Source organism: Aliirhizobium smilacinae, from assembly GCF_006335145.1.
Taxonomy (GTDB): domain Bacteria; phylum Pseudomonadota; class Alphaproteobacteria; order Rhizobiales; family Rhizobiaceae; genus Neorhizobium; species Neorhizobium smilacinae.
On sequence record NZ_VDMN01000001.1, the window covers coordinates 1,424,857 to 1,444,202 of the forward strand.

Here is a 19,346-nt window from a genome sequence, read left to right on the forward strand (position 1 = left end):
TCAGCTTCCCGCCAGCGTCATGCCCTCGATCGCGATGGTCGGCGAAGCGACGCCGTATTTGCGGTCGATGTCGTTTGCCAGCGTCAGGCGCATGAACATGTCCTTGAGGTTCGACGCGATCGTCACTTCCGAGACCGGAAAAGCGAGCTTGCCGTTCTCGATCCAGAAGCCGCTCGCGCCGCGCGAATATTCACCCGTGAGCATGTTGACGCCCTGGCCGATCAGCTCAGTCACATAAAGGCCGGTACCGACCGAAGCGATCAGCTCTTCCGGCGAGATGTCGCCCGGCTCGAGCGCCAGATTGGTCGAGGTCGGGCTGACGGAATTGCCGCCGCGCACGCCGCGTCCGTTTGTCGGCAGGCCGAGTTCGCGGCCGGTCGAGGTCGACAGGAACCAGTGTTTCAGCACACCGTCCTCGATCATCGTCATCCGTTCGCCCGAAATGCCCTCGCCGTCGAACGGACGTGAAGAGGAACCACGTACGATCAGCGGATCGTCGGTGACGTTGAGGCCGGCCTTCAGCACCTGCTCGCCCATCCGGTCACGCAGGAAGCTCGTCTTTCTGGCAACCGATGCGCCGTTGATCGCACCTGCAATCGTGCCGACGAAACCGCGCGCCATGCGAGGGTCGAAAACCACGGTGACATTGCTTGCCGTCGGCACCTGACGCGGGTTGATGCGGGCAACCGCCCGTTCGCCGGCGCGGCGGCCGATCAGGTCGGGCGCATCGAGGTCGGCAGCGTAAAGGCGGCTGTCGAAATCGTAGTCGCGCTCCATCTTCGTGCCTTCGCCGGCAATCACGCTGACTGAACGACCGAAGCGGGTGGCCATGTAACTGCCGGAAAAACCGTGCGACGTGACGAGAACCATGCCGCCCATGCCGGCAGATGCTCCGGAACCGGACGAATTTGAAACCCCATTGACCTCAAGGGCGGCCGCTTCCATCGCCAGCGCCGTCTCGCGCAGATCGTCCGTCGGCACATCGGTCGGGTCGAAGAGGTCGAGATCAGGATAGGATTTTGCCAGCCGCTCGGCGTCCGCAAGGCAGACGAAGGGATCTTCGGGCGAGACCTTCGCCATGGCGACGGCGCGTTCGGCCAGCGTCTTCATGTCGAAGCCGGGATTGGCTGAAACGCTCGCGACCTTCTGGCCGACGAAGACGCGCAGGGCAAAATCGTCGCTCTCGGAGGATTCGGTTCCCTCGACCTTGCCGAGGCGAACCGAGACGGAGCGGGAGCGGGAGCGCACGACGACGGCATCGGCCGCATCCGCCCCTGCGGCCTTCGCCAGATCGATCAATTCGGAAGCACGGGACAAAAGCTGGGCGGAATCAATTTCGGAGCTCATATTTGCAAGCCTTTCGTTGCCGTCCCATTTATTGTGAGCGCTTCGAAGCATCAAGGGCGCCACACCTTTTCTTGACCGGGTTGTCGCGCCTTTCGAACGACCTGACTACCCCTTTTCGCCGATCGAAAGTTTTTGCATGACCGCACCCGGCTCGCTGTTTACCGAAATGCTGCTTCTTCTGGCCGGAGCGGTCATCGCCGCGCCGATCTTCAAACGGCTGGGGCTGGGCACCGTGCTCGGTTATCTGGCGGTCGGCGTGATCATCGGACCGGTGTTCCAACGCATCACCGATACGGAAGAAGTGCTGCATGTTGCAGAATACGGCGTCGTCTTCCTGCTCTTCGTCATCGGGCTGGAACTGAAGCCTTCGCGCCTGTGGCAGATGCGCGGTGACGTATTCGGCCTCGGGCCTGCCCAGGTGCTGCTCAGCGGGCTTGTGCTCGCCGCGCTTTCCTTCGAGACCGGTTTGGCGAACTGGCAGGGCAGCCTGATCATCGGCTTCGGCCTTGCCCTGTCATCCACCGCGTTCGCCCTGCAGTTGCTCAACGATGCCGGCGACATCAACAGCCGATACGGGCAGCGGTCATTCTCGGTGCTGCTGTTCCAGGATCTGGCGATCGTGCCGCTTCTGGCGCTGATCACCGTGCTCGCACCCGGCACGGAAGAACAGGCCGCCACGCCGCTTGTCGATTTTGCCGTCGCGGTCGCCGCCATCGCCGCGATGATCGTCGCCGGAAAATATCTTCTCAATCCGATGTTCCAGATCATTGCGCGAACAGGGGCGCGCGAGGTGATGATCGCAGCCGCCCTGCTCGTCGTGCTCGGATCCGCGGCCGCGATGCAGATGGTTGGCCTTTCTATGGCGATGGGGGCATTTCTCTCCGGCGTGATGCTGGCCGAATCCTCCTACCGGCACGAACTGGAAGCGGATATCGAACCGTTCCGCGGCCTGCTTCTGGCGTTGTTCTTCGTCGCGGTCGGGCTGTCGCTCGAACTCGGCGTGATCATCGACCATATCCTGTTCATCGTGCCGGCCGTGATCGTCTTCATGGCGGTCAAGGCGCTGGTGGTCTACTGGCTGTGCCGGCTGTGGGGTTCATCCCATAACGACGCGATCCAGATCGCCTTCCTGCTGCCGCAGGGCGGTGAATTCGCCTTCGTACTGTTTACCACCGCGACGGCCGCCGGGCTGCTTTCTTCATCGACTGCCTCAATGCTGATCGCCATCGTAACGCTGTCCATGGCGCTGACGCCGCTTGGGGCAGCACTCGCCAAGCGGTTCATGAGCGGCGAAACACGGGAGGAGCTGGACGAGGATTTTGCCGGTGCCGGTGCTGGCGCCGACGTGCTGATGATCGGCTTTTCGCGCTTCGGCCAGATCGCCGCGCAGATCCTTCTTGCAGGCGGACGCGATGTTACCGTGATCGACGATTCGGCCGATCGCATCCGCCAGGCCGCCAATTTCGGTTTCCGCATCTATTTCGGCGATGGCACCCGCCGCGACGTTCTCGTCTCGTCGGGCATCGAACGAGCCAAGATCGTCGTCGTCGCGACGCAGAAACGAGAGACGACCAACAAGATCGTCGAACTGATCCAGTCCGATTTCCCAAATGTGCGGCTGTTTTCCCGCTCCTACGACCGTATCCACTCCTTGTGGCTGCGGGAAAAAGGCGTCGAATACGAATTGCGCGAGACGCTGGAATCCGGCCTGCTTTTCGGGGCAAAAACGCTGGAAGCGCTCGGAATGCCCGAGGCACGTGCCGGGGAAATCCTCGAAGACATCCGCCGCCGCGACGAGGAACGGCTGCAGATCCAGGCGGTCGAAGGTATTTCGGCGGGGCGGGACAAGCTGTTCAACAGCCCGGTCAAGCCGGAACCGCTGATCAAGCCGAAACGCGTCACCGTCGAGGAAGACGATGCCGGCGGCGTCAACACGGGTTTGTCAGTGGGGAAGTGGTGACGACGGACAGGTTCAGTCCCTTCCAACCGCCGTCTCCAACGCATCGACCGCCCGTTTCAGCTCGTCCTTCACATGGCTCGCTTCGTCGAGGATTTCCTGGGCTTTGAGAAAATCCAGGACGCGGAAGCGGTTTACCTGTGGGCGCAGAAAGATGTGCGGCGGGTTGAGCTTGAGTTTCAGTGCGATCGAGGCCTGCATGGTCAGCTGGCTGGCGCCGAAAAGACTGTCGATACGGCTGGGCGGATGGGTTCCGTCGCCTTCCGGGGCGCCGACCACATCGACGCCGATCACCACATCGGCAAGGTCCAGCAGCTGTTCGTAAGGAACAGGATTGAAGACGCCGCCATCGATCATCACACGGCCGTTGACCCAGACCGGCATGAACAGGCCTGGAATGGCAGCCGATGCGGCGATCGCTGTGCGCAGATCGCCCTCTTCCAGCACCACCTCGGCCTGCCCGTAATAATCGGTGGCGGAGATTTTCAGCGGGATTTTCAGATCGGCAAAATCCTCCGGGATATCGGGAGGTAGGAAGGCATCGAGGATAGGGTCGAGATTGAAATGGCCGAAACGGAAGCCGCCCAGCTTGTCGCGCATGCTTGCGGGGCCGAGCGTCCAGAGGCGATTGAAGAGCGAATTGCGGTTGCCCATCGTGCGCAGCGTATAGTCGCGGATATCCGAGCCTCGCATGCCGGACGCCATGCCGGCGCCCATGATAGCGCCGATCGAGGATCCCGAGATTGCCACCGGCGTGATGCCGAGTTCGTCGAGCGCCTCGATGATGCAGATATGCGAGACACCTCTCGCTCCGCCGCCACCGAAGGCGACCGCATAACGCAGGCCCTCCCCGCTTTTTTCAGGATCCAGATCCGGCAGGGAGAGGCGTGTGTTCATCGTGAGGATCAGCCCGGCTGATAACGATAGAATTCGATGCGGCTATCGCCGAACATCCGGCTTTCCAGCTGTTTGAAGGCAGGATCGACGGTGATTACGGCATCCGCATGTTCCTCGAGCGCAACGAGGGCGCCTGCCGCCAGCCAGCCGCCATTATGAGCCGAGAACAATGCCTTTTCGCCCAATCCCTTGCCGTATGGTGGATCGGCGAACAGGAAATCGAAGGGCTCGATGTTGCCGATCGAGCCCAAACTGGTCGCGTCGCGACGGAGAATGCGCGCCCGGCCGTGCAGACCGAAACTGTCGATATTCTCCCAGAGCAGCCCCCTGCCCTCGACGCTGTTTTCGACGAACAGCGCCTGCTTGCAGCCACGGGACAAAGCTTCCAGCCCGACAGCACCGGTGCCGGCAAAAAGGTCGATCACCCGAGTACCATCGACCGCGTCCGGATAGACGTGGCCGATGATGTTGAACAGGCTTTCGCGCGTCCGGTCGATGGTCGGCCGGATATCGTTCGTCTTCGGCGTGGCCAGAGCGCGGCCGCGGAACTCACCCCCTACAATCCGCACAGCTTAGCCCCTCGGTGTCCGCGGTTTACCGCCAGGACGTCCACCGCCTGGGCCACCGCGCGCACCACCACCGGGCTTGCCACCACTGGGTCTGCCACCGGACGGCTTGCCGCCAAACGATTTTCCGCCGCCCGGCTTACCGCCGAAACCGGGTTTTCCACCCGACGGCTTGCCACCAAAACCGGGTTTTGCGCCTGCGGGCTTTCCACCGAAAGGCTTGTCGCCCCTTGCTGGACGATCACCGAAAGAGCGTTCACCGCTGCCTTCGCGGGCCGGGCGGTCACCACGCGGCGGGCGATCCGAGAAAGACCGTGCGGGACGGTCGCCATCTTCGCGCGGCTTGCGGTCACCAAAGGGCCTGTCGCTTCTGGGGCGATCACCGAACGAACGTTCTCCCCTCGGCTTGTCGCCGTAGGGACGGTCGCCACGTGGCTTGTCGCCAAAACTGCGTTCTCCGCGCGGACGCTCCGAGCGCCCCTCGCTGGAAAAGGACTTGGGCCGTGCCGGACGGTCGCCGTCTTCACGGGGCTTGCGATCGCCATAGGGCTTGTCGCCGCGGGGGCGATCACCAAAGGAGCGTTCACCCCTCGGCTTGTCGCCGAACGAGCGCTCGCCGCGCGGCTTGTCACCAAAACCGCGATCGTCGCGATCACCACGCTTGCCGCCGAAACCACTCTTTTCCGGCTGGTCCTCGCCGCGGATCCAGTCGCTGTCTTCCTTGACGCGGTTGACGACGACACGGCGGTCGTTCTCCGGTGCCGGCTTCTTGAACAGCTGCTCGGCCTGGGCGCGGGCTGTGACCTTGCGGCCAGTGTCGTCGGTCGTCGGACGGGCGCCGGGCGCCATCCAGACATTGGCGGTGCGGCTGGTGCCCATCGGCGGGCGCTTCTTCGGCTTATCCTCGCCGAAATCGCGATCCGAGGGCTTGCTTCCGAACTTGCCTGCCGGCTTGTCGGAAAACTTGCGATCATCCCGACGGGCTTCCGGGCGCTTGGCATCGGGCCGTTTGGTGTCTAGACGACCAAGGGCACGCTCGCGGCGATCTCCCTGGTCGTTTCCACGATCGGCCCAGCCACTGCGCTCGGGCCTTGCAGGCCGTTCGGCCTTTTCTTCCCGCTGCGGCTTTTCGTCTTCGACGACGCGCTCGTTATAAATCGGTGCTTCGAAATTCGCCTTGGATTCGTCGATCAGGCGTGGGCCGAGCTGGTCGCGCAGCGTGCGGCCGCGCACTTCCAGAACTTCGCCTTCCGGCAGGTCCCCGAGCTGGAACGGGCCGTAGGAAATACGGATGAGGCGGTTGACCTCCAGACCGAGCGCGCCCAGCACGTTCTTGATTTCGCGGTTCTTGCCTTCGCGAAGACCCATGGTGATCCAGACGTTACGGCCCTGGCTGCGGTCGAGCGTCGCTTCGATCGAACCGTAGAGAACGCCGTCGACGGCGATGCCGTCCTTCAGCTTGTCGAGTTCGGCCTGATCGACCTCGCCATGGGCGCGGACGCGGTAGCGGCGCAGCCAGCCGGTGGTCGGCAGTTCGAGTGTGCGCGACAGGCCGCCGTCATTGGTGAGCAGCAGCAGGCCTTCGGTGTTGATGTCGAGACGGCCGATGGAGAGAACCCGCGGCAGGCCTTCCGGCAGGTTATCGAACACGGTCGGGCGGCCTTCCGGATCGGAATTGGTCGTCACCAGACCGCCGGGCTTGTGGTAAAGCCACAGGCGCGTACGCTCTATGCCGCGAATTGGCGTGCCATCCACCTCGATCTTGTCTTCCAGCGTCACGTTGACGACCGGCGTATCGAGCGGCTTGCCGTTCAGGGTAACGCGGCCTTCGAGGATCATCCGCTCGATGTCGCGGCGCGACGCCACGCCGACGCGGGCGAGTAGTTTCGAGATACGCTCCGGCTTGCCTTCCGTCGGTGCGGACGCGCCATCAGCAACGAATTCCTCACGCTTGGCCGAACGAACCGGCTTCCTGACAGCACCTTCCGCCTGGGCGCGCGGCTTTGCAGCGCCACCGGCCGGCTTGGCCGCGGACTTGAAACCGGGCTTGGCGCCGGACTTCGAAACAGTCTTGCCTTCCGCTCTCGGTTTGATTTCGCGAACGAAGGTCTTGGCTTCGCCGCGCTTCGGCTTGTCTTTTGAATTCATTTGTTGTTTGCCTGAAGCAGGATGTCGACGGATACGTTCCGGACATACTTGTTCGTGTTGACCAGATGGATGCGCACCCATAAGGCGCGCTTCGTGTTGCATGCTTCCTACCAGTTCATGCGATCCGGGTTAAGAGGAAATCGCTGAAATGCCTAAGAGCGACGGCTTCATGGATGCCGCACTGACAGAAGCCAGGAATGCCGCCGAACGTGGCGAGGTTCCGGTCGGCGCCGTACTCGTCATCGACGGCGAGATCGTTGCCCGCTCGGGCAACCGCACCCGCGCCGAAAACGACATTACCGCCCATGCCGAAATTGCCGTGATCCGTGAGGCTGCAGCCAGTTTCGGCAGCGAACGCCTCGGTGGAGCGGATCTCTACGTGACGCTGGAACCCTGCACCATGTGCGCCGGGGCGATATCCTTTGCCCGTATCCGCCGCCTCTATTACGGCGCAAACGATCCCAAGGGCGGAGCTGTGGAAAGCGGCGTGCGGTTCTTCTCGCAACCCACCTGCCACCATGCGCCGGAAGTCTATTCCGGCATTGCGGCAACACCGGCAGCCGAACTGCTTACCGGCTTTTTCCGTTCGCGACGGGAGAAATAAGCCTTATTGGCCGAGCCTTACTGGCCAAACTTTACTGGAAAGGCTTCCACCAGGAGGAATCCTTTGTGGACGCCGCCTCGGCTTCCTTCTTGCGGCGCGCTTCCTTCTTGGTTTCCGGCTCGCCGAGATCCTGCAGGGTCGTGGCATCGGCAGAGCGATACTGACTCGGCGGGTCAGACAGCGTCCGGCGGCCACCGACGATACCCGGATCGTTTGCGTTGGCCTTGGCCCTGCGGAAGGCTTCCCACTTCTCCGGCTCCGTCATCTGGCCGGCCTGACCACGGCCTGCCAGCAGCGGCGAACGATAGTTCGGATTGCCCTGGTTGTCGGTCGCTTCCTGACGCAGACGCTCGCGGGCTTCTTCCGGCGACTCGACCCAGTTCGGATTGTTTTCGCGGTTGGCAAGCGATTGCTGCGGTGGAGGCAGGTTTCCGCCTTCCTGATGGCTGGCAACAACCAGCGACGGACGCGGGTTGTAGCGGATCTTGGCCTTTTCCTTGCTGCGATCACCACCGATATCGATAGCCGAGGTCACGTCATCGCCCAGCTGTTCCATGGCCGTCTTGTCGGTGCCATAGGTCGGGCTTCCCATGCAGCCGGAAAGCGCCACGGTCACAGCCAACAAGCCGGCCGCGCTCAGGGCCACATGCAAGGTTTTCTTCGTTTCCATCAAACCCCTACCAGAGCGCCCGCCTCGACGCTTTAGAGACAATTGCAATCGACTGACGGATAAATCCGGCCAATTTCAGGCAGGAATACCGGATGACGCACTCAAGCGCAATCATCCGGCACAGTTCATGACATTACAGTTTGCCAAGCTTTGCGAGTTCGGTGAGTGCCGCCGCATCGCGCGCCGAAACATCCGGCCAGACAGGATCGGAACCGACATCGGTCGTAACCCGCCACGAACGGGCGCATTTGACCCCTTCGGCCAGCTTCGGATCGACGGAGACACCCTGTATTTCGGCCAGACGGAAAGCCGCTTCCGGCCCCTCGCCTGTCGTGATCGTGATGGCCGAGGTGATGCAGGTCTCCTCGAATTCGAGGCCTTCAAGTGCGGCCAGAAGATCGGCATCGGCGACATAGACGACCGGAGCCGCTTCCAGTGAAGAACCGATACGCTTGTCCTTGCGCTCGATTTCCAGCGCGCCGGTCACGACCGAACGGACCTTGCGGATTTTTGCCCACTTTTCGGCAACCGCGTCGTTCTTCCACTCGGCCGGCACGTCCGGGAATTGCTCGAGATGCACCGAAACCGCATCGGGCTTCAGCGACAACCATGCCTCTTCGGTGGTGAAAGGCAGCATCGGCGCCAGCCACGTCACCATGGATTCGAAGATCTTGCGGATGACGGCAAGCGACGCACGGCGGCGCGGGCTAGACGGCGCATCGCAATACAGCGCGTCCTTGCGGATATCGAAATAGAAGGCCGACAGTTCGATATTGGCGAAATCGATCAGCGCGCGGGCGATCTTCTTGAACTCGAATGCGTCATACCCTTCGCGCACCAGCTTATCGAGCTCGAACAGGCGATGCAGCATCAGCTTTTCGAGTTCGGGAAGCTCTGCATAGGCGATTTCCTCGCCTTCATCATGCGCCAGCGTGCCGAGCATCCAGCGGATGGTGTTGCGCAGTTTGCGATAGGCATCGACGTTCGTCTGGATGATCGTCTTGCCGAGACGCTGGTCTTCCCAGTAATCGGTGGTCATGACCCAGAGGCGCAGGATATCGGCGCCGGCATCCTTCATCACGTCCTGCGGGGACACGACATTGCCGAGCGACTTCGACATCTTCTGGCCCTTTTCATCCATGGTGAAACCATGGGTGACGACCGTATCGTAAGGTGCGCGGCCGCGGGTGGCAGCCGATTCCAAGAGCGACGAATGGAACCAGCCACGATGCTGGTCGGACCCTTCGAGATAGACGTCGGCCGGCCATTTCAGGTCGGGGCGATCTTCCAGCGTGAACGTGTGGGTGCTCCCCGAGTCGAACCAGACATCGAGGATGTCCATCACCTGCGTCCATTTGGCGTGGTCATGGCCATTGCCGAGGAAACGTTCCTTGGCACCTGCAGCAAACCATGCGTCCGCCCCTTCGGCATCAAAGGCTTCGAGGATGCGCTTGTTGACCTCTTCGTCTTGCAGGACATTGCCTTCGTCATCGGCAAACACGCAGATCGGGACGCCCCAGGCGCGCTGACGTGACAGAACCCAGTCCGGGCGCTGTTCGATCATGGCGCGCAGACGGTTCTGGCCGCCGGCGGGGACGAAACGGGTATCGTCGATGGCGTTGAGAGCGCGGGTGCGCAACGTCGTGCCGTCCTTCAGGTCCTTGTCCATATAGACGAACCATTGCGGCGTGTTGCGGAAGATGATCGGCTTCTTGGAGCGCCAGGAATGCGGATACTGGTGCTTCAGGCGACCACGCGCAAACAGCGCGTTGCGTTCGATCAGCGCCTTGATGACGCGATCGTTGGCATCGCCCTTCTTGCCGTTGTCATCCATGACGCGAGCGCCGTCAAAGCCGGGGGCGTCGGCGGTGTAGGTGCCGGAATCGTCGACCGGGAACGGGATGCGGGTATCGATGCCGCGCGCTTCGAGTTCCTTGACGCTGGACATCCAGGCCTCGAAGTCTTCGCGGCCATGGGAGGGGGCCGTATGGACGAAACCGGTACCGGCATCATCGGTGACGTGGTCGCCGGCGAGAAGGGGCACGGCGAAGTCGTAGCCGAGGTCGGCGAGCGGGTGGGCAGCAGTGATGCCGGCGAGTTCTTCGGCGGAAACGTCACGCAGCTTCTTGAAGGTGAGCTTTGCCTTGGCAGCGGATTCGTCCGACAGACCATCGGCAAAGATCAGCTTTTCACCCGGACGCGGGCCGAAATCGTTTTCGGCCGTCAACACTTCGTACAGGCCGTAAGCGACGCGCGGCGAAAACGCGATGGCGCGGTTGCCAGGGATGGTCCAAGGCGTGGTCGTCCAGATGACGACGTGGGCATCGGCCAGCTCTTCCGAGCCACTAACCACCGGGAATTTCACCCAGATCGTGTCACTCTCGTAGTCATGATATTCGACCTCGGCTTCCGCCAGCGCCGTGCGCTCGACGACCGACCACATGATCGGCTTCGAGCCGCGATAGAGCTGGCCGCTCATGGCGATCTTCAGCAGTTCTCCGGCGATGCGGCTTTCCGAATGGAAATTCATCGTCAGATAGGGATTGTCGAAATCGCCAACGATGCCGAGGCGCTTGAATTCTTCCGCCTGGATCTTGATCCACTTTTCGGCATAGGCGCGGCATTCCTTGCGGAATTCGATCATCGCGTCCGGCTGCTTCAGGTCAGGCTTGGCCTTGCCCTTGGCGCGGTAGTTTTCTTCCTCGATCTTCCACTCGATCGGCAGGCCGTGGCAATCCCAGCCGGGAACGTAGTTCGAGTCATATCCGCGCATCTGGAACGAGCGGGTGATGACGTCTTTCAGGATCTTGTTCAGCGCATGGCCGATATGGATGTTGCCGTTGGCATAGGGAGGGCCATCGTGCAGCACGAACTTTTCGCGGCCGGCGGCGGAAGCGCGGAGTTGTCTGTAAAGATCCATCTCGCGCCAGCGGGCAACCGTTTCCGGTTCTTTCTGCGGCAGGCCTGCACGCATGGGAAATTCGGTCTCGGGCAGATAGAGGGTCTTCGAGTAATCGAGCTTTTCGCCCGTTTCAGTCACTGTATCGGTCATGTCTGGCAATCGTCTCTGGCGCCGCTTTGGGGCGCGATGCGGATGAGAAGTCGGTGGCGGAGGCGCTGTTCAAACGCCAAAATCCCGGACCTTCCCGCAGCTTTTCTCAAGCAGCGGAGAAAGCCGGGCCGATAATTCGTATGATCATCTTGCGCATGATCCGTGCCGACCGGAAATCTGTCATGGACGCGGTTATTAAGGCGTTTTCGGACGGAAAGGAAGGGGGAAATCAGATAGGAGAGACGACACGATTGCCTGACCAACGAGAGGGCGTATATTCTTCTATCGACTGCACCAATACAGGTTTGGGCCATGGTTATGAAAAGAACGTTTTTCGTAAAGGCTGTTTGGGACGCCGAGGCCAAGGTTTTTTATTCCGAGAGCGATATCGATGGCCTCCATATCGAAGCTCCGACTGTGGACGCTTTCGAGGACGTTCTTTTTGACGCAGCCATCGACCTGATCGTTGCCAACCATATGTCGGCAGCGGATCTTGCGGACACACCGATCAGGGATCTCATTCCGGCAATTCTCTGGGAGAGACCCACCGCCATTCCGGCTGCCGCCTGATGGTCGATGGTTTCTACAAAACCGTCCGCACCATCATTTCGGAACTCGGATATGAATATCTCACCAACGCGAAGGGCTCACACGAAAAGTGGCGCTCGCGGGACACCGGAAAAATCATATTGCTTCCGCGTCATCTTTTGAGCCGGCACACCGCCAACGCCATCCTGAAAGATGCGGGTTCGGAAAAGCGCCTCTAAAAAATAGAGACCTCGTCTCAATCCTTCGGATTTTCCAGCATCACCGCCCGTAGCGCATCGTTGATGCGGTCCTGCCAGCCGGGGCCGTCATCTTGAAAATATTCGATCACGGCGCTGTCGAGTTTTATCGACACAAGTTCTTTCGCTTCCGGCACAGCGCGTTTTTCGACGGCCGGAGCGGCAGGTTTTTTGGTGGGCTTGAACAGGGCTTCGGCTGCATCCATCGGATTGACCGGTCTGCGCGGGGTCGTTGCCATGTGTTTATCCTTCGCTTTTCACATCCGAGGCGAATGCGATTTTCATGTCGAGTTCGCCGATCGGCGCCACGCCCGAGAGTAGCGCACGCGCCTCCTCTTCGTCGCGTTTGATCTGCGCCACCAGCGGCTCGAGCCCGTCGAATTTCAGCTCGTCGCGCAGATGGCCGAAAAAGGACACCGCGCATATCTCGCCATAAAGCGAACCGGAGAAGTCGAACAGATAGGTTTCGAGCAGGGCCACACCATTATCGGTCACCGTCGGGCGGCGGCCGTAGCTTGCGACGCCATCATACATGCTGCCATCCGGACGGCGGAAACGAACGGCGTAGATGCCGGGCTTCAATTCCACCTCAAGCGGCAGCTTCATGTTGGCGGTCGGAAAACCGAGCTGGCGGCCGAGCTTTTCTCCGTCGATCACCTCGGCCTCGACCGTATAACGATAACCGAGCAAGCCGGCGGCATGGCTGACATCGCCCGCGGAAAGCAGGTCGCGGATGCGGCTCGAGGAGATCACGTCGGCATTTTCATCGCGGAAGGCGTCGACCAGCGAGACGGTGAAACCATGGCGCTCGCCGGCTTCCATCAGGAAGGCCGGGCCGCCTTCGCGGCCCTTGCCGAAATGGAAATCGAAGCCGGTGACGACAGCACTTGCGCCCAGCCAGTCGACCAGGATCGACTTGACGAAATCCTCCGCCGAACGGGAGGCAAAGTCGCGATCGAACGGATATTCGATCACCGACCGAAAACCCATCGCCTCCAGCAGTCTTGCCTTCAGCGGTGCCGGCGTCAGGCGGAAGACCGGTTGATCCGGCTTGAAAACCGTGCGCGGATGCGGCTCGAAGGTCAGGACCAGCGCCGGCACGCCACGCTCTTTTGCGAGCGCCAGCGCGCGTTCCAAGACGCTGCGATGGCCGCGATGCCCACCATCGAAATTGCCGATCGCCACCACGCCGCCCTGCAGGGCCTCGGGCAGCGGATCCTTCTTTTCGTTGCGATGGAATACAGTCATGATGAGACGTCCGGATCAGGCTATTCGACTTTACAAGATCAGTCAGGCCACACCGTCAGGCCAGTCTGGGCATCCAGAATTTCGGCGCGGCATTTTCGCTTTTCAACCAGGCCTGCAGGATGGCCTCGTCCGTCTCGCCGTTGACGGTGTATTCCGCCACATGGATACCGGCGCTGATATAAAGCAGGTCGAGCCCTTGCGAAAGCGCGCCGCGCACATCGGTCGGCATGCCGTCACCGATGGCGAGCACTTTCGCCTTGTCGAAATCGCCGCGCGCTTCGCGGGCAGCTACCAGCGAAGCCTCATAAATCGGAAAATGCGGCTTGCCGGCGATGCGGGTCTTGCCGCCGAGCTGTTCATAATAGGCGGCGACCGCACCGGCGCAGGGAATGATCCTGTGGCCGCGCTCGACAACCAGATCGGGATTGGCGCAGATGAACGGCACGTCACGCTTCACGAAAGCCGTCAGCATCTCGGTATAGTCTTCCGGCACTTCCTTTTCGTCGTCGAAGAAGCCGGTGCAGACGATGGCTTCCGCCTCGTCGGCCGAAACGACCTCGACATCCAGCCCGTCGAACAACGGCATATCGCGCTCGGGGCCAAGCAGGAAAACCTTCTTCGGACCTTCGGCGATCAGATGGCGGGTCACGTCGCCGGAGGTGACGATGCGATCATAGGTGCCGTCTTCGACGCCCAGCACTTTCAGCTGCTCGATGACGCCAGGGGCCGGACGCGGCGAATTGGTGATCAGCACGACGGTCGCGCCGGCTTTTCTGGCTGCGGCGAGCGCGGCGCAGGAATGCTGGAAGGCTGCGACACCGTTATGCACAACGCCCCAGACGTCGGACAGAACCACATCGTAGCCGCCGATCACTTCGTTCAGATTCTGGATACGCTTTGCCATGCCTGTCGATCACCTTGCTTCATATCTCGCGCTGATGTCGCAAAGCGTGGCCATCATGGCAAGGAGATTTGCGTGCAGTGCGGGATATTTCATGCGGGCGTTACAGGATGGCAAGCAGGCGGATCACCAGTCCGGCAGCCGCACAAAGGCCAAGAACCGGCACCATGCCGAGCTTCAAACCGAACAGCAGAAAGGCCGAACCTACGAAGAAAGCAAGTGCGGCCGGGTCTAGGCTCGACCAGGCGGGCAGCGCAAGATCAAGACCGATTACCGGCAGAAGCTCGATCGTCCCGACTTCGCGGAACAACACATGCAGCCCGAACCAGATCGCCAGATTGAGGATGACGCCGACGACCGCGGCGGTGATTGCCGAGAGCGCACCGGGTAAAGTCCGGTTGCCGCGCAGGCGCTCGATATAGGGTGCGCCGGCAAAGATGAAGATGAAGCTCGGCACGAAGGTCGCCCAGGCGACGAGAAAAGCGCCGACGATTCCGCCCACTACCCCGCCCGCCGTGCCAGATGCCTCGCGAAAGCCGACGAGAAAACCGACGAAGGAAAGAACAAGGACCAGCGGACCGGGCGTCGTTTCGGCTAGTGCCAGCCCGTCCAGCATTTCGTCGGGGCGCAGCCAGCCGTAATCCTCGACACCCACCTGCGCCACATAAGCGAGAACGGCATAGGCGCCGCCGAAGGTGACCATCGCCATTTTCGAAAAGAAGGCAAACAGGTCGGTCAATGCAGCCGGCGCCGAACCGGCCCAGAGGATCAGCAGCGGCAATTGCCAGACGATTATCCAACCCAGCAGCCCGGCGACCGCCCTGCCTGCCGGCGGTCTGGGCGGCAGATCACCAGGCTCGACGGCAACGGCCGGTATATCGAGACGCCGTGCATTGACGAAGCCGGCCAGTGCCGCGACCAGGACGACGACCGGGAACGGCACGCTAAAAAAGAACAAAGCCGCGAAAGCCGCAGCGGCGACGCAACAGAGAAAACCGGTTTTCAGCGTTTTTTTGCCAAGCCGGATCACCGCCTCGACGACGATCGCCAGCACCGCAGCCTTCAGCCCGAAGAACAGACCTGTCAGCCAGGCCGTCTCCTGATAGAGTGCATAGGCTGCCGACAGGATGGTGATGACGACGAGGCCCGGAAAGACGAATAGAAGCCCGGAAATGATGCCGCCGCGCGTGCCGTGCATCAGCCAGCCGACGTAAGTTGCCAGTTGTTGCGCTTCCGGCCCCGGCAGGAGCATGCAGTAGTTCAGCGCATGCAAGAACCGCTCTTCGGAGATCCAGCGTTTTTCCTCAACCAATGCCTTGTGCATCATGCCGATCTGCGCCGCCGGGCCGCCGAAGCTCAACAGACCGATCCGGGCAAAGACAGAGGTCAGCTCGGCAAGCGTCGGAGGTGCGGATAGCTCATTCGTCGCCACGCGATCCGTCACTGCCATTCACTTCCCCCCACCGATCCGGCACCGGCCGGATATCAGACTGTGCCGTCTAAGCAAGCAGCATGAAAGCCATGTGACACAACATTCATATACCTGCCACGCTTCCACCAAAGTCCGATGCGAGAAGCCACCGCGCCCGAGCGGGAGAACGATCGGTCAGCGAGCCAGGGTCAAAGCCGTTAATACTCTTGCGACTGAAGGTTCCGGGCGGCGCTTTAAATTTCGAGCCCGTTCTTGACTCGTCCATCGGCCACCCTTATCTCGGGGCCGGTTAGCACTCTTAACAGAGGAGTGCTAAACGAGATCCGCGGGTCCTTAAGGACCTGTCCATGTCATTTGATCGAGGGATTAGACAATGGCAAGCACATCTTTCCGCCCCCTGCACGACCGCGTTGTTGTAAAGCGCGTCGAGTCTGAAGAAAAGACAAAGGGTGGCATCATCATTCCGGATACCGCCAAGGAAAAGCCGGCTGAAGGCGAAATCATCGCTGTTGGCTCCGGCGTTCGCGACGACAAGGGCGCAATCGTTGCCCTCGACGTCAAGGTCGGCGACCGCGTCCTGTTCGGCAAGTGGTCGGGCACCGAAGTGAAGCTCGACGGCGTAGACCTTCTGATCATGAAGGAATCCGACATCATGGGCGTTATCGGCTGATTGCCGGTTACGCCTTTTTCGTAATTCGCTGACACCTCTTTTCAGGAGTTCACACAATGGCTGCTAAAGAAATCAAGTTTGGCCGCACCGCGCGCGAAAAGATGCTTCACGGCGTCGATATCCTCGCTGACGCAGTAAAGGTCACGCTCGGCCCCAAGGGCCGTAACGTCATCATCGACAAGTCCTTCGGCGCACCGCGCATCACCAAGGACGGTGTTTCTGTCGCCAAGGAAATCGAACTTGAAGACAAGTTCGAAAACATGGGCGCCCAGATGGTCCGCGAAGTCGCTTCGAAGACCAACGACATCGCCGGCGACGGCACCACAACTGCTACCGTTCTTGCCCAGGCGATCGTTCGCGAAGGCAACAAGGCAGTTGCTGCCGGCATGAACCCGATGGACCTGAAGCGCGGCATCGACCTCGCTGTCGGCGAAGTCGTCAAGGATCTCCAGGCCAACGCCAAGAAGATCTCGACTTCGGAAGAAGTTGCACAGGTCGGCACGATTTCGGCAAACGGCGACACCCAGGTTGGTCGCGACATTGCCGAAGCCATGCAGAAGGTCGGCAACGAAGGCGTCATCACGGTTGAAGAAGCCAAGACCGCTGAAACCGAACTCGAAGTCGTCGAAGGCATGCAGTTCGACCGCGGCTACCTGTCGCCTTACTTCGTGACCAACCCGGAAAAGATGATCGCCGATCTCGACGACGTCTATGTCCTGCTTCACGAAAAGAAGCTTTCGAACCTTCAGGCAATGCTGCCGGTTCTGGAAGCCGTCGTTCAGACCGGCAAGCCGCTCCTGATCATCGCTGAAGACGTCGAAGGCGAAGCTCTTGCAACGCTCGTCGTCAACAAGCTGCGTGGCGGCCTGAAGATCGCTGCCGTCAAGGCTCCGGGCTTCGGCGATCGCCGCAAGGCCATGCTGGAAGACATCGCCATCCTGACGGGCGGCACTGTCATCTCGGAAGACCTCGGCATCAAGCTCGAAAACGTCACGCTCGACATGCTCGGCCGTTCCAAGAAGGTTTCGATCTCCAAGGAAAACACCACCATCGTTGATGGTGCCGGTCAGAAGTCGGACATCGAAGGCCGCGTAGCCCAGATCAAGGCGCAGATCGAAGAAACCACTTCGGACTACGACCGCGAAAAGCTGCAGGAACGTCTTGCCAAGCTCGCTGGCGGCGTTGCCGTCATCCGCGTTGGCGGTTCCACGGAAATCGAAGTCAAGGAACGCAAGGACCGCATCGACGACGCGCTCAACGCAACGCGCGCTGCCGTTCAGGAAGGCATCGTCCCCGGCGGCGGTACTGCCCTGCTGCGCGCTTCGACCAAGATCACCGTCAAGGGTGTGAACGACGACCAGGAAGCCGGCATCAACATCGTCCGCAAGGCGCTGCAGTCGCTGGTTCGCCAGATCGCCACCAACGCTGGTGACGAAGCTTCGATCGTTGTCGGCAAGATCCTCGACGGCAACAGCGACAACTTCGGCTACAACGCACAGACGTCCGAATATGGCGACATGATCGCCATGGGCATCGTCGACCCGGTCAAGGTTGTCCGCACGGCTCTGCAGAACGCAGCTTCGGTTGCTTCGCTGCTGATCACCACCGAAGCCATGATCGCCGAACTTCCTAAGAAGGAAGCAGCTGGCGGCATGCCTGGCGGCATGGGCGGCATGGGCGGTATGGACATGATGTAAGACCGAAAGGTCTTATGTCTGATCCATCCGGTTCAGCTTACGGAAAGGGCGGTCGCAAGACCGCCCTTTTTGCATTTTGGGTATGAGATGCGTGGGATGCCATGGAGACCGCGATAAGGCTGCTGACGGGCCCAATCTGGACATCGACGGCCAACTATGCGCACCGTGAACCATGTCCCTGACGCAAGACCTCGAAAAAATTCTGGAAACTGTCCTGCCAACCGATCCCAGCTTTCGGCGGAGCTTTCGGCGGATCGAACAGGCGATGATCGACAGCTGCATTTGTGAAACGCGACGATACGCTTTGGAGGGCTCCAAAGAGGCCTTTCTGTTGTCCGCGATGCGCCTACTCGCACTTCCCGACAATGGACACACACGGCTGATCCCGAACGATTCCATCTCGGTGCTCCCGCTGAGGTTTGTGAGCGTCGGTACGGTGGTGCAGTTAACTGACACGGCACTAGAGACAACTGCGCCAAGAGGAGAGCTGATAGCAGTCAACGGCACACCTTTGGGCCAAATCGAAGCTGCTGCAGAGAATTTTCTGGCGGGAACGCGCCAGAGGAAACGGGTCATCGGGCCGATTCTTCTCGCATGGCCGTATGCATTAGCTCACCTCGGTTTTTCTTCAAAAGAGAATACGACTGAATATCGCGTGAAAGGCGAGAATGGGCAGATAACCGATTTGAAGGTGGAGAACGGGCGTACGGTTCCTGCATCGACGCTCTACCCGAGAAGCGAGCATGGCAAGGCTGATCCGGCCTGGGAACCCGAGAGATTGGTGGAGATCAAGGACTGGCAGGAGCTTGGGCTTTCAATATTATTGCCAAGTTTCTTCGATCCAAGCGAAAGTGCGCTGCCGAAAGCCATCTCCGGTGCAGCGGAGCATGTACGAACCTGCTCCAATAAAAAACTCTTGATTGACGTTCGCGGAAACACCGGTGGCGACTTCCTTAAAACGATGCCCTTGATCGACGCCATCTCTGAAAACGCAAGCAGGCAGGTTGTTGTGCTTGTCGACAAATTCACGTTTTCCGCAGCGATAGTGTTTGTAGCCATCCTCAAACATCGTTTGGGACCCAGGCTCAAACTCATCGGGGAAGAAATGGGCGACGGGTTGATGTTTTTTGCCGAGGGAGGGTTGCTCGATTTGCCGATCAGCGGAGCGGTTGTTCGATACTCGTCAGCCTTTCACGACTGGGAGAACGGAACTAGCAACGAAACCACACCGGCTGAGATCGCGCGGCAACTGGTCCCGGCAGGAAAACTGAACTTGGATTGGGAATGGGTCGCAAGGTCTACTGCTGAGAATGCACAAGGCGCGTTCTATCAACAAGTTCTAAAGAGTCTGAACGATTAGACGAACGACGGC

17 protein-coding genes are annotated in these 19,346 nt (G+C 60.6%); 7 read left to right on the top strand and 10 right to left on the bottom strand.

Translation table 11 applies throughout. The annotated features are described in order from the left end of the window. The gene (locus tag FHP24_RS07025) at window positions 1-1,347 is read right to left on the bottom strand and encodes a TldD/PmbA family protein (protein ID WP_139674789.1); all 1,347 of its coding nucleotides are present in this window, start codon (window positions 1,345-1,347) and stop codon (window positions 1-3) included. A 136-nt stretch (window positions 1,348-1,483) separates the two neighbouring features. Here FHP24_RS07025 and FHP24_RS07030 point away from each other — a divergent pair, with 136 nt between their 5' ends. Next, on the top strand, window positions 1,484-3,307 hold the full coding sequence (locus tag FHP24_RS07030) for a monovalent cation:proton antiporter-2 (CPA2) family protein (RefSeq protein ID WP_139674792.1): 1,824 nt from the start codon (window positions 1,484-1,486) through the stop codon (window positions 3,305-3,307). A 12-nt stretch (window positions 3,308-3,319) separates the two neighbouring features. Here FHP24_RS07030 and FHP24_RS07035 read toward each other — a convergent pair whose 3' ends face one another. From FHP24_RS07035 to FHP24_RS07045, 3 genes are read right to left on the bottom strand one after another with little or no spacing between them, the layout of a single operon-like run. Beyond that, window positions 3,320-4,201, bottom strand: a complete 882-nt coding sequence (locus tag FHP24_RS07035) for a patatin-like phospholipase family protein (RefSeq protein ID WP_139674795.1) — start codon at window positions 4,199-4,201, stop codon at window positions 3,320-3,322. A gap of 8 nt (window positions 4,202-4,209) precedes the next feature. Then, window positions 4,210-4,770: a 16S rRNA (guanine(966)-N(2))-methyltransferase RsmD gene (gene rsmD, locus FHP24_RS07040; RefSeq protein WP_139674798.1), complete on the bottom strand. Its 561-nt coding sequence runs from the start codon at window positions 4,768-4,770 to the stop codon at window positions 4,210-4,212. A gap of 3 nt (window positions 4,771-4,773) precedes the next feature. Next, window positions 4,774-6,915 (bottom strand): pseudouridine synthase, encoded by a 2,142-nt coding sequence (locus FHP24_RS07045; RefSeq protein WP_139674801.1) that lies wholly within the window; start codon window positions 6,913-6,915, stop codon window positions 4,774-4,776. Between the two features lie 148 nt (window positions 6,916-7,063). Here FHP24_RS07045 and FHP24_RS07050 point away from each other — a divergent pair, with 148 nt between their 5' ends. After that, window positions 7,064-7,519, top strand: a complete 456-nt coding sequence (locus tag FHP24_RS07050) for a nucleoside deaminase (protein WP_139674804.1) — start codon at window positions 7,064-7,066, stop codon at window positions 7,517-7,519. 31 nt (window positions 7,520-7,550) lie between these two features. Here the strand turns inward: FHP24_RS07050 and FHP24_RS07055 are convergent, their stop codons facing one another. Both FHP24_RS07055 and ileS read right to left on the bottom strand, forming a co-directional pair. After that, the gene (locus FHP24_RS07055) at window positions 7,551-8,189 is read right to left on the bottom strand and encodes a hypothetical protein (RefSeq protein ID WP_139674807.1); all 639 of its coding nucleotides are present in this window, start codon (window positions 8,187-8,189) and stop codon (window positions 7,551-7,553) included. Between the two features lie 133 nt (window positions 8,190-8,322). Next, window positions 8,323-11,229: an isoleucine--tRNA ligase gene (ileS, locus tag FHP24_RS07060; RefSeq protein WP_139676176.1), complete on the bottom strand. Its 2,907-nt coding sequence runs from the start codon at window positions 11,227-11,229 to the stop codon at window positions 8,323-8,325. Between the two features lie 324 nt (window positions 11,230-11,553). Between ileS and FHP24_RS07065 the strand changes: the two genes are divergently transcribed. Together FHP24_RS07065 and FHP24_RS29400 are read left to right on the top strand one after the other, a co-directional pair. After that, a complete protein-coding gene (locus FHP24_RS07065; RefSeq protein ID WP_139674810.1) occupies window positions 11,554-11,811 on the top strand; it encodes a DUF1902 domain-containing protein in 258 nt (85 codons plus the stop codon). Beyond that, a complete protein-coding gene (locus FHP24_RS29400) occupies window positions 11,811-12,008 on the top strand; it encodes a type II toxin-antitoxin system HicA family toxin (RefSeq protein WP_139674813.1) in 198 nt (65 codons plus the stop codon). Before FHP24_RS07065 ends, FHP24_RS29400 begins: the two co-directional genes overlap by 1 nt. 17 nt (window positions 12,009-12,025) lie before the next feature. On the opposite strand, the gene FHP24_RS07075 is transcribed toward FHP24_RS29400, so the two are convergent. The 4 genes from FHP24_RS07075 to chrA form a co-directional block, all read right to left on the bottom strand. Further along, entirely contained in the window at window positions 12,026-12,265 is a 240-nt protein-coding gene (locus FHP24_RS07075; RefSeq protein WP_139674816.1) for a BrnA antitoxin family protein, read from the bottom strand. Between the two features lie 4 nt (window positions 12,266-12,269). Beyond that, a complete protein-coding gene (locus tag FHP24_RS07080) occupies window positions 12,270-13,274 on the bottom strand; it encodes a bifunctional riboflavin kinase/FAD synthetase (protein ID WP_139674819.1) in 1,005 nt (334 codons plus the stop codon). A 55-nt stretch (window positions 13,275-13,329) separates the two neighbouring features. Next, window positions 13,330-14,178 carry a TIGR01459 family HAD-type hydrolase gene (locus tag FHP24_RS07085; protein ID WP_139674822.1) on the bottom strand — a complete coding sequence of 283 codons (849 nt, stop codon included), beginning with the start codon at window positions 14,176-14,178 and terminating at the stop codon, window positions 13,330-13,332. Between the two features lie 100 nt (window positions 14,179-14,278). After that, a complete protein-coding gene (gene chrA, locus FHP24_RS07090; RefSeq protein WP_139674825.1) occupies window positions 14,279-15,625 on the bottom strand; it encodes a chromate efflux transporter in 1,347 nt (448 codons plus the stop codon). Between the two features lie 355 nt (window positions 15,626-15,980). Here chrA and groES point away from each other — a divergent pair, with 355 nt between their 5' ends. The 3 genes from groES to FHP24_RS07105 all read left to right on the top strand — a co-directional run bounded on the left by groES (window position 15,981) and on the right by FHP24_RS07105 (window position 19,334). Then, entirely contained in the window at window positions 15,981-16,277 is a 297-nt protein-coding gene (gene groES / locus FHP24_RS07095) for a co-chaperone GroES (RefSeq protein WP_139674828.1), read from the top strand. Between the two features lie 56 nt (window positions 16,278-16,333). Beyond that, window positions 16,334-17,974 carry a chaperonin GroEL gene (gene groL, locus FHP24_RS07100; RefSeq protein WP_139674831.1) on the top strand — a complete coding sequence of 547 codons (1,641 nt, stop codon included), beginning with the start codon at window positions 16,334-16,336 and terminating at the stop codon, window positions 17,972-17,974. Window positions 17,975-18,146: 172 nt separating this feature from the next. Continuing rightward, complete coding sequence (locus FHP24_RS07105; RefSeq protein WP_139674834.1) at window positions 18,147-19,334, top strand: peptidase S41; 1,188 nt, start codon at window positions 18,147-18,149, stop codon at window positions 19,332-19,334. The last annotated feature ends 12 nt before the right edge of the window (window positions 19,335-19,346 follow it).